The 20,482-nt window shown below is 65.0% G+C and carries 18 protein-coding genes and 1 tRNA gene; 10 read left to right on the plus strand and 9 right to left on the minus strand.

Annotation, left to right across the window (positions count from 1 at the left end; translation table 11 throughout):
* A complete protein-coding gene (locus BWQ93_RS15675; protein WP_083720954.1) occupies nt 1-2,187 on the plus strand; it encodes a prolyl oligopeptidase family serine peptidase in 2,187 nt (728 codons plus the stop codon).
* Here BWQ93_RS15675 and BWQ93_RS15680 read toward each other — a convergent pair.
* The 4 genes from BWQ93_RS15680 to BWQ93_RS15690 all read right to left on the minus strand — a co-directional run bounded on the left by BWQ93_RS15680 (nt 2,177) and on the right by BWQ93_RS15690 (nt 6,125).
* Nucleotides 2,177-3,907: an asparagine synthase-related protein gene (locus BWQ93_RS15680; RefSeq protein WP_077031324.1), complete on the minus strand. Its 1,731-nt coding sequence runs from the start codon at nt 3,905-3,907 to the stop codon at nt 2,177-2,179. The genes BWQ93_RS15675 and BWQ93_RS15680 overlap by 11 nt on opposite strands.
* Nucleotides 3,907-4,548, minus strand: a complete 642-nt coding sequence (locus BWQ93_RS15685) for a lasso peptide biosynthesis B2 protein (protein WP_067179626.1) — start codon at nt 4,546-4,548, stop codon at nt 3,907-3,909. Before BWQ93_RS15685 ends, BWQ93_RS15680 begins: the two co-directional genes overlap by 1 nt.
* Before the next feature lie 64 nt (nt 4,549-4,612).
* Complete coding sequence (locus BWQ93_RS21165; RefSeq protein WP_198040405.1) at nt 4,613-4,756, minus strand: benenodin family lasso peptide; 144 nt, start codon at nt 4,754-4,756, stop codon at nt 4,613-4,615.
* A 568-nt stretch (nt 4,757-5,324) separates the two neighbouring features.
* A complete protein-coding gene (locus BWQ93_RS15690; RefSeq protein ID WP_156878261.1) occupies nt 5,325-6,125 on the minus strand; it encodes a hypothetical protein in 801 nt (266 codons plus the stop codon).
* A 269-nt stretch (nt 6,126-6,394) separates the two neighbouring features.
* Between BWQ93_RS15690 and BWQ93_RS15695 the strand changes: the two genes are divergently transcribed.
* Nucleotides 6,395-7,360: a hypothetical protein gene (locus BWQ93_RS15695; RefSeq protein WP_077031326.1), complete on the plus strand. Its 966-nt coding sequence runs from the start codon at nt 6,395-6,397 to the stop codon at nt 7,358-7,360.
* A 9-nt stretch (nt 7,361-7,369) separates the two neighbouring features.
* Here the strand turns inward: BWQ93_RS15695 and BWQ93_RS15700 are convergent.
* Nucleotides 7,370-7,446 (minus strand) — tRNA-Arg (locus BWQ93_RS15700).
* Between the two features lie 415 nt (nt 7,447-7,861).
* On the opposite strand from BWQ93_RS15700, the gene BWQ93_RS15710 reads away from it, so the two are divergent.
* Nucleotides 7,862-8,896, plus strand: a complete 1,035-nt coding sequence (locus BWQ93_RS15710) for a YeiH family protein (protein WP_077031327.1) — start codon at nt 7,862-7,864, stop codon at nt 8,894-8,896.
* 31 nt (nt 8,897-8,927) lie between these two features.
* On the opposite strand, the gene BWQ93_RS15715 is transcribed toward BWQ93_RS15710, so the two are convergent.
* Entirely contained in the window at nt 8,928-9,695 is a 768-nt protein-coding gene (locus BWQ93_RS15715) for a zinc-ribbon domain-containing protein (RefSeq protein WP_077031328.1), read from the minus strand.
* A gap of 163 nt (nt 9,696-9,858) precedes the next feature.
* Here BWQ93_RS15715 and ftsE point away from each other — a divergent pair, with 163 nt between their 5' ends.
* From ftsE to BWQ93_RS15735, 4 genes are read left to right on the plus strand one after another with little or no spacing between them, the layout of a single operon-like run.
* On the plus strand, nt 9,859-10,590 hold the full coding sequence (gene ftsE, locus BWQ93_RS15720) for a cell division ATP-binding protein FtsE (RefSeq protein ID WP_077031329.1): 732 nt from the start codon (nt 9,859-9,861) through the stop codon (nt 10,588-10,590).
* A 15-nt stretch (nt 10,591-10,605) separates the two neighbouring features.
* Nucleotides 10,606-11,511 carry a cell division protein FtsX gene (locus BWQ93_RS15725; protein WP_077031330.1) on the plus strand — a complete coding sequence of 302 codons (906 nt, stop codon included), beginning with the start codon at nt 10,606-10,608 and terminating at the stop codon, nt 11,509-11,511.
* Nucleotides 11,508-12,038 (plus strand): YdcF family protein, encoded by a 531-nt coding sequence (locus BWQ93_RS15730; protein ID WP_077031331.1) that lies wholly within the window; start codon nt 11,508-11,510, stop codon nt 12,036-12,038. Before BWQ93_RS15725 ends, BWQ93_RS15730 begins: the two co-directional genes overlap by 4 nt.
* A complete protein-coding gene (locus tag BWQ93_RS15735) occupies nt 12,038-12,775 on the plus strand; it encodes a lysophospholipid acyltransferase family protein (protein WP_077031332.1) in 738 nt (245 codons plus the stop codon). Before BWQ93_RS15730 ends, BWQ93_RS15735 begins: the two co-directional genes overlap by 1 nt.
* A 171-nt stretch (nt 12,776-12,946) precedes the next feature.
* On the opposite strand, the gene BWQ93_RS15740 is transcribed toward BWQ93_RS15735, so the two are convergent.
* Both BWQ93_RS15740 and hisC read right to left on the minus strand, forming a co-directional pair.
* Nucleotides 12,947-13,852 (minus strand): prephenate/arogenate dehydrogenase family protein, encoded by a 906-nt coding sequence (locus BWQ93_RS15740; RefSeq protein WP_077032461.1) that lies wholly within the window; start codon nt 13,850-13,852, stop codon nt 12,947-12,949.
* Nucleotides 13,849-14,964 carry a histidinol-phosphate transaminase gene (gene hisC, locus BWQ93_RS15745; protein ID WP_077031333.1) on the minus strand — a complete coding sequence of 372 codons (1,116 nt, stop codon included), beginning with the start codon at nt 14,962-14,964 and terminating at the stop codon, nt 13,849-13,851. Before hisC ends, BWQ93_RS15740 begins: the two co-directional genes overlap by 4 nt.
* Before the next feature lie 316 nt (nt 14,965-15,280).
* On the opposite strand from hisC, the gene metX reads away from it, so the two are divergent.
* Both metX and metW read left to right on the plus strand, forming a co-directional pair.
* Nucleotides 15,281-16,402, plus strand: coding sequence for a homoserine O-acetyltransferase MetX (metX, locus tag BWQ93_RS15750; protein WP_077031334.1), 1,122 nt, complete (start codon nt 15,281-15,283; stop codon nt 16,400-16,402).
* Nucleotides 16,402-16,992, plus strand: coding sequence for a methionine biosynthesis protein MetW (gene metW / locus BWQ93_RS15755; protein ID WP_077031335.1), 591 nt, complete (start codon nt 16,402-16,404; stop codon nt 16,990-16,992). The genes metX and metW overlap by 1 nt, the downstream gene beginning before the upstream one ends.
* On the opposite strand, the gene BWQ93_RS15760 is transcribed toward metW, so the two are convergent.
* Complete coding sequence (locus BWQ93_RS15760) at nt 16,976-17,617, minus strand: TetR/AcrR family transcriptional regulator (RefSeq protein ID WP_156878367.1); 642 nt, start codon at nt 17,615-17,617, stop codon at nt 16,976-16,978. The genes metW and BWQ93_RS15760 overlap by 17 nt on opposite strands.
* Nucleotides 17,618-17,837: 220 nt before the next feature.
* On the opposite strand from BWQ93_RS15760, the gene BWQ93_RS15765 reads away from it, so the two are divergent.
* Complete coding sequence (locus BWQ93_RS15765) at nt 17,838-20,213, plus strand: TonB-dependent receptor (RefSeq protein ID WP_077031337.1); 2,376 nt, start codon at nt 17,838-17,840, stop codon at nt 20,211-20,213.
* Nucleotides 20,214-20,482 lie beyond the last annotated feature (269 nt).

Raw genomic sequence — 20,482 nt, forward strand, 5'->3', positions numbered from 1 at the left:
ATGATGCATGCCTTCAAAACCGGTTTGTCCGTTGCGGCGACCCTTGCCGCCGCAACGCTCTCCCCTGCTGTAGCGGCAGGGGAGAGCATCGGGCGTCCATGGACACTCGAGGATATTCTCCTAGTTCCGGAAGTGAACGAGATCGCGCTTTCGCGCGACGGGCGCCTCGCGATTTATGCTGCGGAAATTGCCGATGAGAAGGCTGGACGACCGCAGGCCGTGATCCGGCTTGTCGATACTGCCGGCGGAGCGCAGCGCGACCTGCGACACGCAAACATCGCGAAATTATTCCAACGCATTCCGGGAACGGACGATTGGAGCGGTCTTCTCGACATCGGCGAAGGGCTGCAACTGTACCGGATCGATAACGCGGGATCGATCGCACCCCTGATCGTCAATCCGGCGACCGTAGCAGTCGGTCGCGCTGACCTGTCCCTGCCCGTGGGCGGTGGGACCGTTCCACATCATGTGGGCGTATTGGCCTATGCCTGGTCGCCTGATGGGCAATGGCTCTGGTATTCACTCCTCAAGGCGAGACCGACATCGCCGCGCGTCCGGTTCGATGAAGAAGTCAGCGCGATGAGCAATCGGCGGCGATCGACGACCGAGGCCGAAGTCGAATTCTATTTGCGCGGGCCTGACGGGCACAGCATCAAGGTCATGACGCGGCCCTCGAGCGACCGCATGGCAATGTACGCCGGCGCCAATATCCTCTGGCACGGCGACGAGATTCAGTTTCGGGTCGAGAAGCCTGGTGGCACCGGCGGGGGCGAATTCGAAGTTCGCGCCTGGGATCGTCAAACCGGAAAGATGCGCATCCTCGCGAACGAGCAGGATCTCCAAACCCTCTGGCTTCTCAAAGGCCCGCGTGGCGGCGAACTTGCCACATCGGGAAACGGGGACCGGCCCGAATTGATCGAAACGCTCCCCGGCGGACCACGCCATAGCTACGGCCGAGTTGGCTTCACGATTGGCGACCTTCGGTCAGCGGGCATCAAGGTCAGCCGGGATGGGCGACATGTCGTCCTTGGGACGCGAAGCTTCGGAAATCCGCGGTACGGCCTTGCTATGCTCGACAAGCACGGTGTTCGGGAGATCGCGGGTCAAGGGAGCCTGACGCGATGTGGGTTCGACGATGATTTGACTCTGGCGCTTTGCGTCCAGGAAAGCATGACGCGGCCGCCTGCGCTCGTTCGGGTTCATCTCGCCAATGGAAAGATCGCACCCATCGCAGCGATATCGCCGCGGCACGAGGAGATCGCTCCGCTTTCCGTGCAGCCGCGCACCTGGGTCAACCGGCATGGTTACAAGGCGACAGGCTATGTCATTTTTCCGCGCGCCTATCGTAAGGGACAAAGCTACCCCGCGATCATCGTGACGCATGGCAGCGACGCCGATGACCGCTTCTTCGACCAAGGAAACCAGTGGAATTATCCGGTTCAGCTGTTCGCGGAGCGCGGCTATGTCGTCCTGCTCATCAACGACCCCTGGCCGCAGCAGGCCGATGCGTTGCTGGCGGCCTATAAGGCTTGGATTCGCGGGAGCGGGCCGCCCGGGCCCGAAACATTGCAGCGCCTCATCTGGATCAACGGCGTTCACAGTTTCGAGGATGCGGTGAACGAGCTTGCCGCCGCAGGACTTGTCGATCCGAACCGGGTCGGCCTCGCCGGCTACAGCCGCGGATCGCAGGTGGTCAATGTCGCCGTCACCCAGTCGACGATGTTTCGGGCGGCGTCGAGCGGCGACGGCGGCTTCCTGGAGCCCGCGGGCTACGCATCGTCGGGGGATAGCTATAACCCAGTTTATGGCGGCTCGCCGCTCAGCGACCATATCGTTCAATATCGCCGCTTTGCGCCATCATTGAACGCCGCCAAAGTCTGTACGCCCGTGTTGCAGCAAGTAGCCTCGGCATCCCCGTCGCAGGCCCAACTATTCGAAGCGTTGCGCAGCGAGCGTGTGCCGACGCAGCTCAGCTACTATCCCGGATCGAGCTCGGCATCGGATGAAACCCATCTGTTTCATATTCCGTCGAACCGTCTCCTTGCGATGCGCGAGAATATGGCCTGGTTCGATTATTGGCTGCTTGGCATCCGCGACGGCGACGCTCCCTTCCCGGAGCGGCTGGCGGAATGGGACCGAATGGCGAAGGAAGCACCACACACCTGCGGCCCACCGCCTAAATTCTAGGTGCGCTCCACCAACGCGCCCAGCTCTCGGCGGCGCCGAGCGCCAGAATATGTTGAATGCGTTCGGTGCCGCGCCAACTGCGGTCCTCGGGTTCGTCGAGCAGCGTCGTATCGACGATGCCGGCGTCTACCAAGAGACCGCCGCGAAGATGCTCGAGAAGTGCAGCCCGGTTCCGGCGATAAATTGCAAGGTCGAAGCCCCCGGGACCACCCTTGTGGGTCCGCCGCGTTATAATGGCGGGAAGCCGTCCCTCAAACGCTTTGCGCGCGACCGCTCGGTTGAGACCGCCGGATATCCACATCCAGGTCGGAATGGACAGGCAAAGCTCAACGATCGGCTGCGATAGCAGCGGCGCGATATGCGGGGGCGAAACAGCGCGGGGGTAGAGTTCCACGCCTTGCTGCGTGCGCATCAGATAAGCAGCATGAACCGTTTTTCCCGGCAAGACATCGTCCGGCGCCGCGAGCCAGGGATGTGTGGCCCCGCTTGCCTCGATACGCGCTACGAATTCGGCGCAGAGGCCGGAGGCATTATATTGCACGACGTGTCGGCCGCCAGCGCGGCGATACCGGCTCCACGCATGGCGCAGAACGGTCATCTTGTCGGCGCCAGTCAGGACGCAGATATCGCGAAGCGTATCCGACAGCGCCAATCTCGGCCCCTCCGCAAGAAACCGATCGAGAAAAGGCACCGCGCTGCGGATACTGCACAGGATGCCGTCGCCCCCATTTCCGGTAAAATACGCGTCAATCGAAAGCTCCTTTTGCAGCCGACGATGAATCGCCTCGTTCGTTTGCGCGCCCAGCGGGACGACCGGCCAAGGATGATGCGGGCCGGCGGCGCGGGTGATATCAATGTCCCCGATCTTCCGCGACGCTTCGCGAAGATCGAGCCCCAATGAGTCAGCGAGCGCGGCGGCGTAGCGACGTTCGTCGCCGTCGAAATCAGGTCCGAATAGTGTCAGGCAAGTAAGGCGGTCCGCCCTCGGCGCGGCGGCCGCAGCGACGATCGAGGAGTCGAGGCCACCCGATGCTCCGAGCAGGATTGACGAAAAGCAGCTTGCCCAAGTTCCAACGCAGTCCGTTATGGTCTCGCGAAGCCGGACCGCCGCGTCGGCAACCTCCATCTCGAGCGGCGGATCAACATGATCCCATGGCGTCCACCAGGGTTCGATCGACACATGGCTCCGATCAATGACGATGCATTCCCCGGCAATGAGTTCGTCGATGCCCCTGAGGCAAGTTCGTCGCCCCCGCGCATCGCCGCTGGCAATGACGCGTGCGATCTCCTCGAAATCGACCTGACCAGGCGCGGGCGACGCAAGGTCCGCGATGTCACCCGCAAGAGTGATACGATCCGCCTCGCACAGAAAATAGCAGGGGAGTGCTCCGGACGGATCTCGCAGGATCCTCACAGCGCCCGCCTCATCGATGCGAACCATCAAATAACCGCCCCAGTAGCCATCAAGCAGTAACCGGGCCTTGTCGGCCGCTAGCCGCTGGCCTTCGCCGGGACTCAGGCTGACAATCCGCCTGCTTGGCGGGCCTCGCGAAAAAAGATGGCCGATGATGATGGTTTGCGGATCGATCTGGATCATTGGCTCGTCGGACCAAAGGCGGACGCCAGCATATGCAAAGGTTGGAGGTCGCATCGCGCCGCTTCGAGCGGAAAACTCGCTTCCAACCTGGCGCTCTATTTCAATTTGGAAGCCGCCGGCCATTAGACGGCGAATATCGGCTGATAGTGAAGAACGATATCGAGCGGGTCGGTAAGCACTGTTTCGCCAGCCTGCACCCAGCAATGCGCTGCGAACGGCATGGTCACACCAAACACGAGTGAAACCGCACAGCCGCGCCGCATCAGCATTCGCTTCATGGCGATGCCGCGGGCGAGGCACTGGTCGATTGCCGGTGCGTAGCGGCGAACTCGCAGAAAGGCCGCCGCGATCTCACCGCAGACCTTATCATCCCTCGAAGAGAGGTTGAATCGTTTGTCGCCAAATGCGCCTACGATGTCCGCAAGGCTGCGGAGCCTCAGATCTCTGCGGGCCCGCGCCTGTGCCCAGACGCTTGCAACCGCCGTGCCGAGCGGCGCATCGGCGAGCGGTGCGTCGATCAGGCTCGCCGTTACAGTTGCAGGATTGCAGCCATCTCGCATCGCCCTCCCGGAACCTTCGGCAAGAATATCGCTGGCGAGGAGGTGCTCATGATCGGCTGCGCTCGCCCTTCCCGACACAAAGCGGCCAAAGCGGTTGGCGGCGACGCCCGAGAGCAGGAAATAGCGATCCGCGGCGAGGTCGAAGAAGACATACTCCGCGTCAAATCGACGATAATGGAGGCCGGAACGAAGCGCGAGAGCCATTTGAACTGCCAGATCGATAGACGCGCATACGGCGTGCCGCCTGGAAGCGGCACGCCGCTTGCTGTCAGTCGTCGGTCGTGATGCCGCCGACGAACAGATAGTGCTGGTTCGTGTCCTCGTCCCGCGGACCCACGGGTTCGATGCCGCGGGTTTCGACGCTGATCGCGCCGAGATCGATCAGTTCGTCACTGTTCTGCAAGTTTTTCATCGCTTTCTTCCTTCCCAAAATCGCGACCGAAAGAGTCGCAAATGGGAAGTTATGGCTCGATGAAATCAGCTTCCATTTTATAATCCGTTTATAATCGACACGGTTCTCGATCCGAAAAGGAGTGACCGCGCAAAGGAAACGCGCGTCGGGAGCGCATACCGTCACCTTTAGCTTTCGCCTGGACATGCGTGACGGAACCCGGTCACGCGCCTCATTGAGAAGGCGCGAAGATATTCTGGGCGAAACCGGAGTTGTCGCAACGGAAACTGGCCCCAGATTTGGATGTATTTTTCTGAGCGCAACATCGACGCCGAACCGTGGCCGACGAACCGCGAGCGCCCAGCGAGCGGCCGGTTCAATGAATCGCACCCTGCAACAAGGCGGCCATGTCGCCCAATTGAGTGCGGGCGGAAAGCCGGGGCATGTCGGCTTTCAACGCCCGCAATTTCGAAATGCCGCCGGTTCAGAGTGCGGCGGGGCCCGATACATCAGGTGCCGCGCCCTCAGGAGCCGGCCGCCAGGCCGGCGGGAAAGAGCGCGCCTACAGCCCCGCTCCTTTCCGGTAAGCCTAGTCGAAGATGACGACCTTGCGCGCGGCGGGATCAAATGTCTCGATTACGACCGCTTCATCCTCGACGGCCGGCGGCGAGCATTCGAGAATCTTCACCTTGGCCGAAAGCACTTCGGCGTAGGCTGCGGGGCAACAAAGGATGAACTCCGTGCCGTTTCCATAAATGCTGCCCCAGTCGACGTACATGGTGCTCCAACCATGCCGCCGTTCCCATTCGATCTGTCGGGGTTCGCCTCGTTCGGACCGCCCAGGATAGGGTTCGGTTGACAATATATGGACTCGCGCGTCGGGATCGAACCAGCAATGATCGTGATCCGCGACCGGCGGACGACTGTCATACTCGTGCGTCGGATAGCATCTGCGGGCGCTTGAGGGTTTGAGGCCGGTTGCGTCCATGAACTGCAGCGCACGGGCAATCCGGCCGATATACCATTGGGTTTCATTGGCGTGGCGCTGCTGGCCCGTCCGTTCGAGAAAGACCGAGTCTTCGACTTTGCAGGCGCCCAGATAGCCCGTCAGATGGTGACGCCGCACCAACTCGGTCAGTGGCACACGCAATTTGAGATCGATTTGCGCGGTGCCGCTTTCCCTTGTTTCATAGCCCCACCAGTTCTGACGAACCGTGACATTGTGGAGCATGGATCGGCTAGGAAGTTTCCGCTTCGCATCGACATAGCCTTGGAACCCGCCGGCACATGCCGCGAGGTCGAGCGCATCGTGCCGCGGGACCGATTGCTCCGCCTGGATTTGCTTGGCGAGCGATTTCAGCCCGGCGAGGGTGGAATATTGAAACATCATCGCAGGTCTCCGTGGGCTTCGGACCGGCGTCGCCTGCTACCGCCCCCAAAGCCACGAAATGCGATGGGTCAGTGATCAAAACAGTGCCATTGTGGCTTCGCAAATGCAGGCGGCAGGCCCCTGTTGAAGGCCTACGAGAAATCTGGCGTAGCGCTGATGACAAGTCAATCGGCAAGAAGGCGGACTGGGAGCTTGAGCCCTCTTGCATCGAGCGGGCCACCCCTGCACCTCTCGGCAGTAGCAACGCGCCGAGAGACGGAGAATATGGGATGAAGACATTTCTGCGGCGGCTCTTTGGAATGGAAACGCAAAGCGAACTGCCCACGCGCCCAAAGACAACGGGTCTTCGCATGCAGAAGTTTGGGCACGACCTCGTCCGGATCGAGTCGATCGGGTTCTTCGGTCATCATGCCGCATCCCCCAATGGAGATTTTCACCTGATTTGGGCGGACCGAAATCCTGAAGGTACGGTAGGTGGATACCGCCACGAAGGCCATGGTTCCTGGTCCCTGCTTCACGGCGATGAAATTGTCGCAACGGGACGGCTCGAGCGTCCCACGGATGGAAAGACCGCGAACAATGGCAGCTTCATCATCCACGACCGCTTGTTCGGCGATGGCCTCAAGGGTCGGTTCGTAGCCTTCGGGGCCGACGGTGCAAAGCTGGTCGAAAAGGAACTGACCGCCAATCTGATAAGCAACGGCCTGTCGGACGATGGACGCATCGCTATTTGTCAGACCGCAAATGCCCCCGGCAGCACCGACAGTTGCCGCTACATTCTTTTCGATCTCGAACAGGGCGATGAAATCGCCCGCTGGGAGGTCGAGACAGGTTGGGCGGACGGTTATGAATTCGATACGACCAGTCGCCACGTCTACTTGTTACGGACGAACGCCGGCCGTGTCGGCTATGACTTCGACGGGGCTATGCTCGACCGCAAGGGCTGGCAGACCGAGCGCATCGGCGCTGGCGATCTTCATGTCATTCGTATGGTCCTCGCGTCAGAAGAGCCAATGGATCGCGGGATGCGAGAGGCACTTTTGGCCGGCTTGCATGTCGCGGCGCAAGGTTCTGAGCGCACGCTGCAAGCGCATGCTTTGCGGCTCTTGGGCGAATGGCACGAACAGGAAGGCGCGATCCAGGAGGCGGTGGACGCTTATGGGAAGGCGTTGAGCATCGATGCCCGAATCGGCGTTGCTCGAAAGCTCGAAAAGCTTCGAAAATCTCTGCCGTAATCTTGAAAGTGGCGCACCCGACAGGATTCGAACCTGTGACCTTCGCCTTCGGAGGGCGACACTCTATCCAGCTGAGCTACGGGTGCTTCGCGGCGGTGCCTAGCCGGTCGAACGGCCATTGGTCAACGGATTCGATGCAGGATGGTCAGACTGCTCGGTTCGCGACTGCGCCACTCTGCCGTAGCCCTTCGTACTCTATGATACTACGCAGTATGCTTACGTCATGCTTACGTGAAGCGATTTCACCAGACTGGTTCGCTGCAAAGACGCCAAATTTTATAAGAAGATCAATGGTTTATGAAGAACTTGAAGCGCGATTTAGGGGCTTGACCTCTGCCTTCGGAGGGCAGCGCTCTATCCAGCTGAGCTACGGGTGCCGGTAGAGCGCGGCCTCTAGCAAGCGCGCGCGCCGCCAGCAATGGCCTATCGACGCTGCACCGCAGATGTGCGAAGCGAGGCGCGCAGGGGGCAGAGGTGAAGGCATCCGACTATAACTGGCCGATGGCGGCCGACCTCTATGGCGAGATGCAGCTCGAGGCGCATCCGCCCGCGCGGCACAATATGCGCGACTTCCTCCCCGGCATTCTCGTTACCGGAATCGCCGCGCTCGCCGCCGCCTGGCTCGCCGACCATTATGCCGCACCGATCGTCCTGATGGGGTTGCTGATCGGACTCGCCCTCTCCTTCCTGTCGCAGGACAGGCGCACCCACGCCGGGCTCGACCTCATGTCGCAGACCGCGCTGCGCTTCGGCATCGTGCTCGTCGGCGCGCGGATCACCGCCGACCAGCTCGTCGATCTCGGGCCCCTGCCCTTCGCGCTGCTCGTGCTGATCATGATCGCGGTGATCGCTGTGACCGTCGCCACCGCGCGATTGTTCCGGCAGGACCGCCACGCGGCGTTGCTCGCCGGCGGCGCGACCGCGATCTGCGGCGCCTCGGCGGCGCTCGCGCTCTATTCCTTGATCGGCGACAAGCGCGTCGACCAGGCGCGCTTCACGCTGACCCTGGTCGGGATCACCGTCGCGAGCGCGCTCGCGATGACGCTCTACCCCGTACTCGCAGCGCAGCTCGGGCTCAGCGACGCGCAGGCGGGCTTTCTGATCGGCGCGTCGATCCACGACGTTGCGCAGGCGATCGGCGGCGGCTTCTCCTTCTCCGCCCCCGCGGGCGAGGTCGCGACAATCGTCAAGCTGACGCGCGTCGCCTTGCTCGCGCCGATGCTGATGCTCGTCGGGCTGTGGCTCGCGCGAAGCGGCGGCGACACCACAGGCAAGCGTATCCCGCTGCGCCTGCCGTGGTTCATCCTCGGCTTCCTCGCCATCGCGGCGCTCAACTCGCTGATCGCGATCCCCAAGCCCGTCACCGACGGTGCTGCGACGGCCGCGCAGGCGCTGCTGCTGCTCGCCATCGTGGCGACCGCGATGAAGGCGCGGCTGCACCTGCTGCTCGACCAGGGCTGGCGCAGCTTCGCGCCGATCATCGTCGCGACGCTGACGAGTTTCCTGCTGTCGCTGGGCGCCGCGCTGTTGCTGTGACGCCGTGGCGTCAGCCTAAACGTCTGTAATATCAGCCCTTGGGCAGCGCCCAGCTGACCGTCAGCTGCGTCGCACGGCGCGGGATGTCGAGCTTGGCCTCGCTGAAATTGACCTTCTCGTTCGGCGGCAGCATGCGCACCGGCGGCTTGATCGTCCAGCTGTAGACGATCGTGCCCTGCGCATCGCGCAGCTCGGCGAGGATCGGCGGAACGCGCTGTTCGCGGTCGGTCGGGTTGATGATCACCCCCGACGCCGCAAAATAGATGGTGCCGTCGGCAAGTTCGCGATGATCCTGGTTCGGCGGCAGCTCGATGACGAGGTCGGGCTCGTCGCTCATCCCCGGAATGCCCAGCCCCTGCGCCCAGCCCGGCAGCCCGAACCAGTAGAGCCCCGCGGTCGCGGCGATCATCAGCGCCGCGGCACCGCCTGCGATCAGCGTCCAGCGCTTCGCCGGGTTCCGGCGCGGGCGACGGAAGGGCAGCGGCGCCTCGCTGTCGGTGACGGTGACCTTCTTTTCGGCCGGTGGCGTAGCAAAGGCCGCGGCGGGCGGCGCTTCGGTCGGCTCGCGCGGGGTGAGCGCCGGTTCTTCGACCGGCGGCGCGGACACCGGGACTTCGGGCGCAGCCGCCACGGGCTGCTCGACCGGCGCGGGAGCCGGTACTGGCGCAGCGGCGCCGCTCGCGGGCTCCTGGAACCAGCTATGGCGGCAATTGGCGCAGCGCACGGTGCGGCCATTGGCGCCGATCGCCGTATCGGGAACGACGTAGCGCGTGTGGCATGCTGGACAGGCAAGGATCATGGATTCCCTCTAAACACGCCGATTCGCGGCATGCAAGCGCCGCGTCGCCTGGGCGCCCCTACTCGGCGCTTGTCCTTGTGGGAAAGCCATGCAACAGGCGGGCCATGGGCGTCGTCCTATCCCCAAAAAGCGCGGAACGCGGACTCCCCCGCGGCGTGACGCCATGACCGAGGCGGGCTCGGGCCGCGCTGGCGGCGCGATGGTCGAATTCGACCGCGTCGGGCTGCGCTACGGCCCCGATGCCGAGGTGCTCGCCGACATCAGCTTCAACCTGCAACCGGGCAGCTTCTATTTCCTCACCGGCCCCTCGGGCGCGGGCAAGACCTCGCTGCTCAAGATGCTCTATCTCGCGCAGCGACCGAGCCGCGGGCTGGTCCGCCTGTTTGGCGAGGACCTCGTCCATATGCCGCGCCACCGCCTGCCCGGCTTTCGCCGCCGCATCGGCGTGGTGTTCCAGGACTTCCGCCTGATCCCGCACCTCAGCGCGCGCGACAATATCGCGCTGCCCCTGCGCATCGCGGGGGTCAGCGAGGAGGATCTGTCGGGTCCGGTCGGCGAGATGCTGAGCTGGATCGGCCTCGACGAGCGCGCGCACGCCTTTCCCCCGACGCTGTCGGGCGGCGAGCAGCAGCGCGTCGCGATCGCGCGCGCGGTGATCGCGCGCCCGCAACTTCTGGTCGCCGACGAACCGACGGGCAACGTCGATCCCGAAATGGCGATGCGGCTGCTGGGGCTGTTCGAGGCGCTCAACCGCCTCGGCACCACCGTGGTCGTTGCGACGCACGACATCCACCTGATCAGCCGTATCGACAATGCACAGATGATGCGGCTGGAAAAAGGGCGCCTCGCTGACCCCACCGGCGCGCTGCGCTATCCCCCGGCGAACAAGGTGTAGGCGGGGCTTGGCGTCATGATCATCCCGCGCGTTCCCGTCCAGCACCGCCGCCTGCTGCCCGACCGCCGCCTGTCGGGACCGACGCCGTGGGTCGTCGCGATCCTGATGATGCTCACGCTGCTCGCCGCCGCCGCAGGCGTCGGCCTCGCGCGCGCCGCGAACAATATCGGCGATGCCATCGCCGGCCGCGTGACGGTGCAGATCGTCACCGCCAATCCGGTGACGCGCGCCGAGCAGGCCGCCGCGCTCCGCCGTCAGGCGCAGGCGCAGCCCTATGTTCGCGGCGCCCGCCAGGTCCGACAGGAGGAATTGCTGGCGACGCTCGGCCAGTGGCTCGGCAGCGCGGGCGGCGACGATCCGGTGCTGCGCTCGCTTCCCCTTCCGGCTTTGGTCGACGTCGATTTCGTCGGCGGCGACCGCGCCGGCCAGATCGCGCAGCTCCGCGCCCTCGTCGCGCAGACCGCGCCAGGCGCGCGCGTCATCCCGCACGCCGAATGGCTGGGCCCCGTCGCGCGGCTGATTCGCAGCCTCGCCTGGGTCGCCGCGGGGCTTGTCCTGCTGATGACGCTCGCGAGCGGCGCGGTGGTGATCATGACCGCGCGCGCCGCGCTCGGCACCCATTATGCAACGATCGAGATGCTGCATCTGATCGGCGCGACCGACCGCCAGATCACCCGGCTCTTCCAGCGCCGCATCGCGATCGACACGGCGTACGGCATCGCGCTCGGCACCGTCGTCGCCGCGGCGATCATCCTGCTGATCGGATGGCAATGGTCGGGGGTCACCTCCGGCCTCGCCGCCACCGCGTCGCTCGGCCCGATGGGCTGGGTGCTCTTGCTGGCGCTGCCGCTATTGGCTATCGCGCTCGCAGCCCTGACCGCGCGGCTGACGCTGCTCTCCGCGCTCAAGAAGATTTTATGATCAAGCGTATCCTCTCCCTCCTCTTCCTGGCCTGGGTGCTCGGCTTCGCCTGGTTCGCGCTGCTGCCGCCGCTGCCCGCGGGCGCGCAGAAGACCGATGCGATCGTCGTGCTCACCGGCGGCCCCGGCCGCATCGACCGCGCGCTCGAGCGCCTCGAGGCGGGCGACGCCAAGCGCCTGCTGATCAGCGGCGTCGCGCGCGAGGTGAAACCGCGCGAACTCGCCGCCGAGTATAAGCGCCCCGAGGAACTCTTCGACTGCTGCATCGCGCTAGGTTTCGAGGCCGAGGATACGCGCTCGAACGCGACCGAGGTCGCGACCTGGGTTGCGCGGCGCAACTATAAGAGCGTGCGGCTGATCACCACCGACTGGCACATGCGCCGCGCCGAATATGAGCTGGCGCGCGCGGTCGGCGACAAGGTGACGATCGTCCCCGACGCGGTGCACAGCGAACCGAGCCTCGCGACTTTGTTTCGCGAATATCACAAATATCTGGCGGGGCTGGCGGGCGGGCTGCTCGGGCTCTGATGCGCTACATCATCGCCCTGATCCGCTCGATCCTGTTCTGGCTGCTCTTCTTCTTGATGAGCAGTTTCTGCTCGATCGGCGCGGTGATTTCGCTGCCGATCTCGCACAAGGCGACGATCTGGTTCGTACGTCTCTGGTCGCAGTTCCACCGGCTGATCGCCCGCTTCGTGCTGGGGCACCGGATCGTCGTCGAGGGCGCGATGCCCGACATCCCCGTGCTCTATGTCTTCAAGCATGAGGGCGCGTTCGAGACGATCGAGCAGCCGGGCCTGTTCCGGCATCCCGCGGTCTTCGCCAAGGAAGAGCTGTTTTCGATCCCCGTCTGGGGCAAGGCGGCGCAGTTTTACGGCCTGATCCCCGTCGACCGCGACGGCGGCGGCAAGGCGATGCGCGCAATGCTGGGTGCGGCCAAGGCCGCGCTCGCCGCGGGGCGGCCGCTGGTGCTGTTTGCCGAGGGAACGCGGGTGCCGCATGGGCTAGCGCCGCCGCTGCGCCCCGGTTTCGCGGGCATGTACCGCCTGCTCGGCATCGACGTGATCCCCGTCGCGGTGGACAGCGGCCTCGCCTATCCGCCGCGCCGCTGGGTCAAATGGCCGGGCACGATCACCTACCGGATCGGCGAGACCATCCCTGCCGGCCTGCCGCGCGAAGAAGCCGAGGAGCGCGTCTGGCGCGCGATCAACGCGCTGAACCCGCCCGAGGCATTGCTGGAAGGCTATAAAAAACCTTCCCCCTAGATGGGGGAAGGATACGCAGCCTTTTCGCGAAGCGATTAGGCGAAGTTGGATGGGGGTGATGGCGCGTCATTACACCCGCCTTTTCAGGCCGAGAGCGCACCCCACCACTGCGACTAGGCAGTAAACTGCCAAGTCTCGCTGCCTCCCCCATCAAGGGGGAGGGGTTTCAGGTCAGTGCTTGCGCCCGAAATCGGGCGCGGCATCATCCTGACCCTGCTCGATGATCGAGCGCCGAATCGCGCGCGTGCGGGTGAACCAGTCCTCGAGCTTGGCGCCGTCGCCGCGGCGGATCGCCTGTTGCAGCACGGTCAGATCCTCGTTGAAGCGCTGCAAGGTCGCGAGCACCGCATCCTTGTTGGCGAGGAACACATCGCGCCACATCACCGGGTCGCTCGCCGCGATGCGCGTGAAGTCGCGGAAGCCGCCCGCCGAATATTTGATCACCTCGCTCTCGGTGACCTCCTCCAGCTCGCTCGCGGTGCCGACGATCGTATAGGCGATCAGATGCGGCAAATGGCTGGTCACCGCGAGCACCATATCATGGTGCGCGGCGTCCATGACGTCGACCCGCGCGCCGAGCGCTTCCCAGAAGCCCGTCAGCGCCTGGACCGCCTCACCCGGCGACCGCGCATCAGGGGTGACGATGCACCAGCGCCCCTCGAACAGGCTCGCAAAACCCGCCGCCGGCCCGCTATTCTCGGTCCCCGCGACTGGATGTGCCGGAATGACGGCATGGTGGGGCAGCGCTTTCGCAAGCGCCTCGGCAACGCTCGCTTTCGACGAACCCACGTCCGAGATGATCGCATCGGCCTTGAGCCCCGGCGCAATGGCGGCGGCGGCATCGGCCATCCGCCCGACCGGCACCGCCAAAATCACGAGATCGGCATCAGCCATCGCTTCAGCCGCATCGTCGACAATCGTGTCGCACAGGCCAAGCGCGCGGGCTTCGCCACGCACCTCCGCGCTGGCGTCATGCCCCGTAACCGTCACGCCGGGCAGCCGCTCGGCGATCGCGCGCGCCAGCGACGAGCCGATCAGCCCCAGCCCGACGATCGCGACCTTTTCGAATCCCATCAGCCTTCGACCGCAGTACGGATCGCCGCCGCGAGCCCGCGCGTCTCGTCCGCGGTGCCGATCGTCATGCGCAGCGCGTTGGGCAAGCCCTGTCCCGGCAGCCAGCGCACGATATACCCGGCGTCCATCAGCCGGTTGTAGACCGTCTCGGCGCTCACCGCGCCCTCGAACAGCACCAGCAGGAAATTGCACGCCGACGGCACAACGCGCAGGCCGTGATTGCCCAGGCTCTCGATCTCGCCCGCCAGCCAGGCGCGCCATTCGGCATTGTGCGCGCGGCTGTGCGTCACGAACTCGTCGTCGCCGAGCGCCGCGACCGCCGCAGCTTGCCCCGCGCGCGTGACGTTGAACGGCAGGCGGATGCGATGCAGCGCCGCGATCACGTCGGCGCCCGCATAACCCCAGCCGATGCGTTCGGCGGCGAGGCCGTGGATCTTCGAAAAGGTGCGCGTTATGAAGACGTTGGGTTGGGTCTTGGCGAGCTCGAGCCCGCCGTCGTCCTCGGCCTCGGACAGATATTCCGAATAGGCCTGATCGATCACGAACAGCACATCCTTGGGCAGCCCGGCGTAGAGCCGCGCGACCTCTTCGCGTGTCGCGAGCGTGCCCGTGGGGTTGTTCGGATTGGCGAGATAGACGACGCGCGTCTTGTCGGTCACCGCCGCGAGCAGGGCATCGACATCGGTCGCATAATCCTTGTCGTCGGCCTCGACCGGCACCGCCCCGACGCGGCGTGCGGCGATCTCGTAGACCGCGAAGCCGTAACGCACATAGAGAATCTCGTCGCCCGCACCCGCGTAAGTTCCCGCCGCCAGATGCAGCAGCTCGTCCGACCCGTTGCCGCAGATCACGCGCGCCGGGTCGAGCCCGAACTTCGCCGCGATCGTCGCGCGCAGTTCGTTCGACCCCGGATCGGGATAGCGTGAAAGCGCGTCGGCCGCGCCCTGCGCCGCAGCGAACGCCGCGCGCGCCTTCTCGCCCGTACCGAGCGGATTTTCGTTGGCGCTGAGCTTGATCAGCGGACGCCCGTCGGCCCCTGCCGACTTGCCGGGAACATAGGGAGCAATGCCGCTGATCCACGGCTTCGGGGTGAGGGTCGGGGTCGTATCGGTCATGCGGCGGCGTTTAACGTGCGTGTCGCGCGAGTCCAGTTTGTTCGATCAGGGGGCAAGAAGGAGATTCGCGCAGAGGCGCAGAGAACGAAGATAAAAAAGGATTTGTTCATGCGGAGACGCGGAGACGCGGAGAAAAAGAGATTGGCGGCTTCGCCGCCTTTTTCTTTCCTCTTCTCTGCGCCCTCTGCGCCTCTGCGCGAAATCACTCTTTCACAGCGGCGATGCCTTAAACCCTCCGCGTCTCCGCGTCTCCGCGTGAACCTCCAAAATCACCCACGTTGACAGTCCGCACCGCGCCGCTTAGCCCCGCGCCACCATGGCAAGCGCGCTCCACCAGATAGTGCACCAGAGCGTGACGATTCCCGCGGCGCTGCCGCTCGACAGCGGCCAATCGCTGCCGTCGGTGACGATCGCCTGGCAAAGCTATGGCGCCTTGAACGCCGACCGGTCGAACGCAGTGCTGCTCTGCCACGCGCTGACCGGCGACCAATATGTCGCGAGCGACCATCCCGCGACGGGCAAGCCCGGCTGGTGGGCGCGGATGGTCGGCCCCGGCAAACCGATCGACACCGACCGTTTCCACATCATCTGCGCCAATGTGCTCGGCAGCTGCATGGGGTCGAGCGGCCCCGCGACCCCCGATCCGGTGACCGGCGCGCCGCTCGGCATGGCTTTCCCGGTGATCACGATCGGCGACATGGTGCGTGCGCAGGCGGCCCTGCTCGACCATCTCGGCATCGACCGGCTGCATGCGGTGGTCGGCGGCTCGATGGGCGGCATGCAGGCGCTCGCCTGGGCGGCGAACCATCCCGAACGCATCGGCTCGGCGCTCGTCATCGCCAGCGCCGCGCGCCATTCGGCTCAGAATATCGCCTTCCACGAGGTCGGGCGGCAGGCGATCATGGCCGACCCCGACTGGCAGGACGGCCAATATTATGGCAGCGCGCGCGCGCCCACCAAGGGACTCGCGGTCGCGCGCATGGCGGCGCACATCACCTATCTCTCTGAAGCCGGGCTCACCGAGAAATTCGGCCGCCGGCTGCAGGCGCGCGACATCAAGAGCTTCGGTTTCGACGCCGATTTCCAGATCGAATCCTATTTGCGGCATCAGGGGCTGGCCTTCACCGACCGCTTCGACGCCAACGCCTATCTCTACATCACCCGCGCGATGGATTATTTCGACCTCGCCGATCCGCACGATGGCCGCCTCGCGGGCGCCTTTGCCAAGGCCAAGGACGTGCGCTTCACGCTGGTCAGCTTCGACACGGACTGGCTTTACCCGACCGCCGAATCGCGCCGCGTCGTCCAGGCGCTGCAGAGCGTCGGCGCCGCGGCGAGCTTCGTCGAACTGTCGGCGCCCTATGGCCACGACTCGTTCCTGCTCGATGTGCCGGCGCTCGACCGGCTCGTCGCGGGCGCGCTGGGGAGCGGCTTCTGATGGCGCTGCGCCCCGACCTTGCGATCATAGCCGACGCCGTGCCGTCATCGGCGCGCGTGCTCGACGTCGGCTGCGGCGACGGCGAACTGATGGAAGCACTGCGCGCCAAGGGGGTCGACGCGCGCGGGCTGGAGATCGATCCGGCGAACGTCACCGCGGCGATCGCGCGCGGCCAGTCGGTGGTGCAGGGCGACGCCAACCGCGACCTCGCCGACTATCCCGACGACGCCTTCGATTATGCGATCCTGTCGCAGACGCTGCAGACCACCGAGCGGCCCGACCTGGTCGTCGGCGAGTTGCTCCGCATCGCGCCGCGCGCCTTCGTCAGCTTCCCCAATTTTGCGCATTGGCGCATCCGGCTCGCGCTGCTGTGGGGTGGTCGAATGCCGGTGACGCGGCTGCTGCCCGTCGCCTGGTACGAGACTCCAAACATCCACCATGTCACGGTCAGCGACTTCCGTGACCTCGTCCGAGCCAAGGGTATTCAGGTCGAGCGCGTCTGGCACCTGTCGGGCGACAAGCCCGCCAGCGACGCTGCCGCCAGCTGGCGGGCGGAGCATGCGATCTTTTTGATCAGCCGCGCTTCCTGATCCCATCCGCGATCAGCGCATTGGCGCGTGCCGCCACGGCGGCAACATCCTCGCTCGGGTCCCACACGCCGTAGCGTAGTCCGAGAAACACGTTCATTCCCATGATCGCCCAGGCCTCGACCTCGCCGATGCCCGGGCGCAATTCGCCGGCCTGGGCCCCGGCCGCCAGGCGCGCAGCGATGCGCTCCGCCGTCGATGCATAGTGATTGCGGAAACTTTCGGGGTCGACGAATTCGGCCTCGTCGACGATCCGGTAGATTTCCTGATGCTCGCGCGCGAATTCCAGGAAAGCCGCCAGCGCGCGCGCCTCGGCATCGATCGCCCCGGTCGCGGCCTCCATCGCGGGGGCGACATGGTCGCGCACACGCCCCGACATGTCGGCGACCAGCGCGCGGAAGATCGCGTCCTTCGAATCGAAATAGGTGTAAAAGCTGCCGAGCGCGGTCCCCGCGCGGCGCGTGATGCCGCTGATCGACGCCTCGTGGAAGCCCCGCTCGCCGAACTCGACCGCCGCGGCGTCGAGCAATTTGCGCAACGTCCGCCGGCCGCGCTCGGTGCGCGGCACCTTGTCCGAAGAGCCTGCTTCGCCCTCGACCCCGGGCGCGGACATGCGCGGCTGGTCCATCATCTGCCTTTCCGTCCTCCCCCACGGACGGCCGAACCGAAAAGCGGTCCTGCCCAGCGTGGCTTTTTCGCATCACCGCCATCCAAATGACAGCGGATAAATATTCCAAGTTGAAACTTGGTTCACCTTTCATTATTGGGTGCGACGCGGCTTGGCAAGACCGGCCCAAGAAAATCGAAAAAGGGCGGCGCTGCGCCGCCCTGTGTCATGGGAGACTCACATGCGTCCTTTCGCCCGCCGCCTGCGCCGCGCCGTCTGCGCCACTACCGCGCTCAGCCTGATCGCCTTCGCCCCGTCCGCCTTTGCGCAGGACACCGATCCGGCCGCGAGTGCCGATGACGGCAGCGAGGAAATCATCGTCACCGCGCGGCGCCGCGACGAGCGCCTGCTCGACGTGCCGATCGCGGTCAGCGCCATCTCGGGCGAGGCGCTCGAGGCGCGCGGCGCGCTCGACCTCACCGACGTCGGCAACATCACCCCGAACACTACGCTCGAAACCTCACGCGGCACCAATTCGACGCTCAGCGCCTTCATCCGCGGCGTCGGTCAGCAGGATCCGGTCCCGGGCTTCGAAGCCGGCGTCAGCATCTATCTCGACGACGTCTACCTCAACCGCCCGCAGGCGGCGGTCCTCGACATCTACGACGTCGAGCGCATCGAAGTGCTGCGCGGGCCGCAGGGCACGCTCTATGGCCGCAACACCATCGGCGGCGCGGTCAAATATGTCACGAAGATGCTGCCGCAGGACTTCAGCCTGAAGGCGCGCGCGACCTATGGCACCTATGAGCAGGCCGAGGGCGTGCTGACCGTCAGCGCGCCGATCACCGGCATGCTGCGCGTCGGCGGCTCGGTCGCGCGGCTGTCGCGCGGCGGTTTCGGCGACAATCTCACCGTCCCCGGCCTCGAGAACTACAACAAGGATGTGTGGGCGGGCCGCGGCACGCTCGAATTCGGCGGCTATGGCGAACCCGTGCTGATCCGCATCTCGGGCGACTATACGCGCGACAAGTCGGACCCGCGCAACGGCCACCGGCTGATCCCCGGCCTGCTCTCCGGCGCTCCCGTGCTCGACGACGTCTATGACACACGCGCGGGCCTCGTGAATCCGGAGCAGGATATCGAGGCCTGGGGCCTCGCGATGAACGTCTCGGCCGAGCTCAGCGACAATCTGACGCTGCGTTCGATCAGCTCGTGGCGCAAGGATACCAGTTACACCCCGATCGATTTCGACAGCCTGCCGACGGTCGATGTCGACGTCCCCGCGGTCTATCGCAACGAACAGCTGAGCCAGGAATTCCAGCTGCTCTACGACAGCGACCGGCTGCACGGGCTCGTCGGCTTCTATTATCTCGACGCCAAGGCCTACACCAAATTCGACGTGCTGCTCGCCACCACCGGCGCGTTGCTCGGCCTGCCCGGCTTCGCGCAGCAGACGATCGGCGACGTGCGCACCGACACCTGGTCGGTGTTCGGCGATTTCACCTTCGACGTCACCGATCGCCTGCACATCTCGGCCGGCGGGCGCTACACCGTCGACCGGCGCGACAGCTTCGTCTTCAAGCAGAACCGCCTGCTCGGCGCCGACCCCGAATTCGGCGGCGCCAGCGTCCCGCTCGGCGCGCCGATAACCAATTTCGATGGCAAGGCGCGGTTCAAGAAATTCACCCCGCGCGCATCAGTGTCGTTCGACATGAGCGACGATCTGATGATCTATGCATCCTATTCGAAGGGCTTCAAGGGCGGCGGCTTCGACCCGCGCGGCAGCGCCAATGTCCGCGCAATCGACGTCAACAACGACGGCGTGTTCGCCTATCAGGAAATCTACAATTTCTTCCTGTTCGAGCCCGAAACGGTCGACAGCTACGAGGCCGGGATCAAGGGCTCGGCGGTGGACGGCGACCTCAATTTTGCGCTGACCGGCTTCTATGCCGACTACAAGAATGTCCAGATCCCGGGCTCGGTCGGCATCGACGCGAACAACGACGGCATCTTCGAAGGCTTTTCGGGGGTCACAACCAACGCCGCCTCGGCGACCTTCAAGGGGCTCGAGCTCGAAACCTCGGCGCGCTTCGCGCACGACTTCGCCGGCGCCGGCTCGCGGATGAGCTTCCAGGGCACGCTCGGCTATATCGACGCGCAGTACGACGAGTTCATCGGCAACCTCGGCACCGACGTGTCGGACATCACCGATATCCAGAACACGCCGAGCTGGACCGCATCGGGCACGCTCGGCGCGCTTGTTCCGGTCGGCGACGGCGACGTCAATTTCTCGACCACGCTCTCGTACCGCAGCAAGACGCAGCAGTTCGAATATCCCAGCCCCTATCTCGACCAGAAGGGCTATGCGCTGTGGGACGCGAGCCTCGTCTACAGCTTCGGCGGCGACCGTTATTCGATCGGCGTCCACGGCAAGAATATCCTCGACAAGCAGTACAAGACCTCGGGCTACCAGTTCCTCGTCGTCAACCCGGCGACCGGCCTGCCCGTGCTCAACGGCAGCGGCCTGCCGACCCCGTCGCTCGGCCGCGAGGGTGTCGCGACGGTCTTCTACGGCAACCCGCGGCAGGTGTTCGTGACGGGCACGGTCAAATTCTGACCGGCCGCTTCACGCGAAAAGGGTGAGAGGGGTGCTCGGACGCTGGCGGTCGGAAACCCCTCTCAACTCCGGCTAGGCAGCAAGCTGCCAAGCCTGCGTATCTCTCCCCTCAAGGGGAGAGAGCATAACCCTGCGAACGTCTCCTAACGCCCGAAAGCGACCGAACAGCATCCGATCAATTTGATGCGCGCAGAGACGCAGAGACAGCAGAGAGAAAAGGCCGTCCTCCCTGTGGTCTCTGCGCGAATAAAATGATGGCCTTCGGCAAG

It is taken from the genome of Sphingopyxis sp. QXT-31 (genome assembly GCF_001984035.1).
Taxonomy (GTDB): Bacteria; Pseudomonadota; Alphaproteobacteria; order Sphingomonadales; family Sphingomonadaceae; genus Sphingopyxis.

Excerpts from the sequence above, each read along its gene's own strand:
- BWQ93_RS15765 (WP_077031337.1), top strand. The coding sequence starts at position 17,838 with ATGCGTCCTTTCGCCCGCCGCCTGCGCCGCGCCGTCTGCGCCACTACC.
- BWQ93_RS15685 (WP_067179626.1), bottom strand. The coding sequence starts at position 4,548 with ATGGCTCTCGCGCTTCGTTCCGGCCTCCATTATCGTCGATTTGACGCG.
- BWQ93_RS15680 (WP_077031324.1), bottom strand. The coding sequence starts at position 3,907 with ATGGCCGGCGGCTTCCAAATTGAAATAGAGCGCCAGGTTGGAAGCGAG.
- BWQ93_RS15735 (WP_077031332.1), top strand. The coding sequence starts at position 12,038 with ATGCGCTACATCATCGCCCTGATCCGCTCGATCCTGTTCTGGCTGCTC.
- ftsE (WP_077031329.1), top strand. The coding sequence starts at position 9,859 with ATGACCGAGGCGGGCTCGGGCCGCGCTGGCGGCGCGATGGTCGAATTC.
- hisC (WP_077031333.1), bottom strand. The coding sequence starts at position 14,964 with ATGACCGATACGACCCCGACCCTCACCCCGAAGCCGTGGATCAGCGGC.
- BWQ93_RS15690 (WP_156878261.1), bottom strand. The coding sequence starts at position 6,125 with ATGATGTTTCAATATTCCACCCTCGCCGGGCTGAAATCGCTCGCCAAG.
- BWQ93_RS15725 (WP_077031330.1), top strand. The coding sequence starts at position 10,606 with ATGATCATCCCGCGCGTTCCCGTCCAGCACCGCCGCCTGCTGCCCGAC.
- metW (WP_077031335.1), top strand. The coding sequence starts at position 16,402 with ATGGCGCTGCGCCCCGACCTTGCGATCATAGCCGACGCCGTGCCGTCA.
- BWQ93_RS21165 (WP_198040405.1), bottom strand. The coding sequence starts at position 4,756 with ATGAAAAACTTGCAGAACAGTGACGAACTGATCGATCTCGGCGCGATC.
- BWQ93_RS15710 (WP_077031327.1), top strand. The coding sequence starts at position 7,862 with ATGGCGGCCGACCTCTATGGCGAGATGCAGCTCGAGGCGCATCCGCCC.
- BWQ93_RS15760 (WP_156878367.1), bottom strand. The coding sequence starts at position 17,617 with ATGGACCAGCCGCGCATGTCCGCGCCCGGGGTCGAGGGCGAAGCAGGC.
- BWQ93_RS15695 (WP_077031326.1), top strand. The coding sequence starts at position 6,395 with ATGAAGACATTTCTGCGGCGGCTCTTTGGAATGGAAACGCAAAGCGAA.
- BWQ93_RS15730 (WP_077031331.1), top strand. The coding sequence starts at position 11,508 with ATGATCAAGCGTATCCTCTCCCTCCTCTTCCTGGCCTGGGTGCTCGGC.
- BWQ93_RS15675 (WP_083720954.1), top strand. The coding sequence starts at position 1 with ATGATGCATGCCTTCAAAACCGGTTTGTCCGTTGCGGCGACCCTTGCC.
- metX (WP_077031334.1), top strand. The coding sequence starts at position 15,281 with ATGGCAAGCGCGCTCCACCAGATAGTGCACCAGAGCGTGACGATTCCC.
- BWQ93_RS15715 (WP_077031328.1), bottom strand. The coding sequence starts at position 9,695 with ATGATCCTTGCCTGTCCAGCATGCCACACGCGCTACGTCGTTCCCGAT.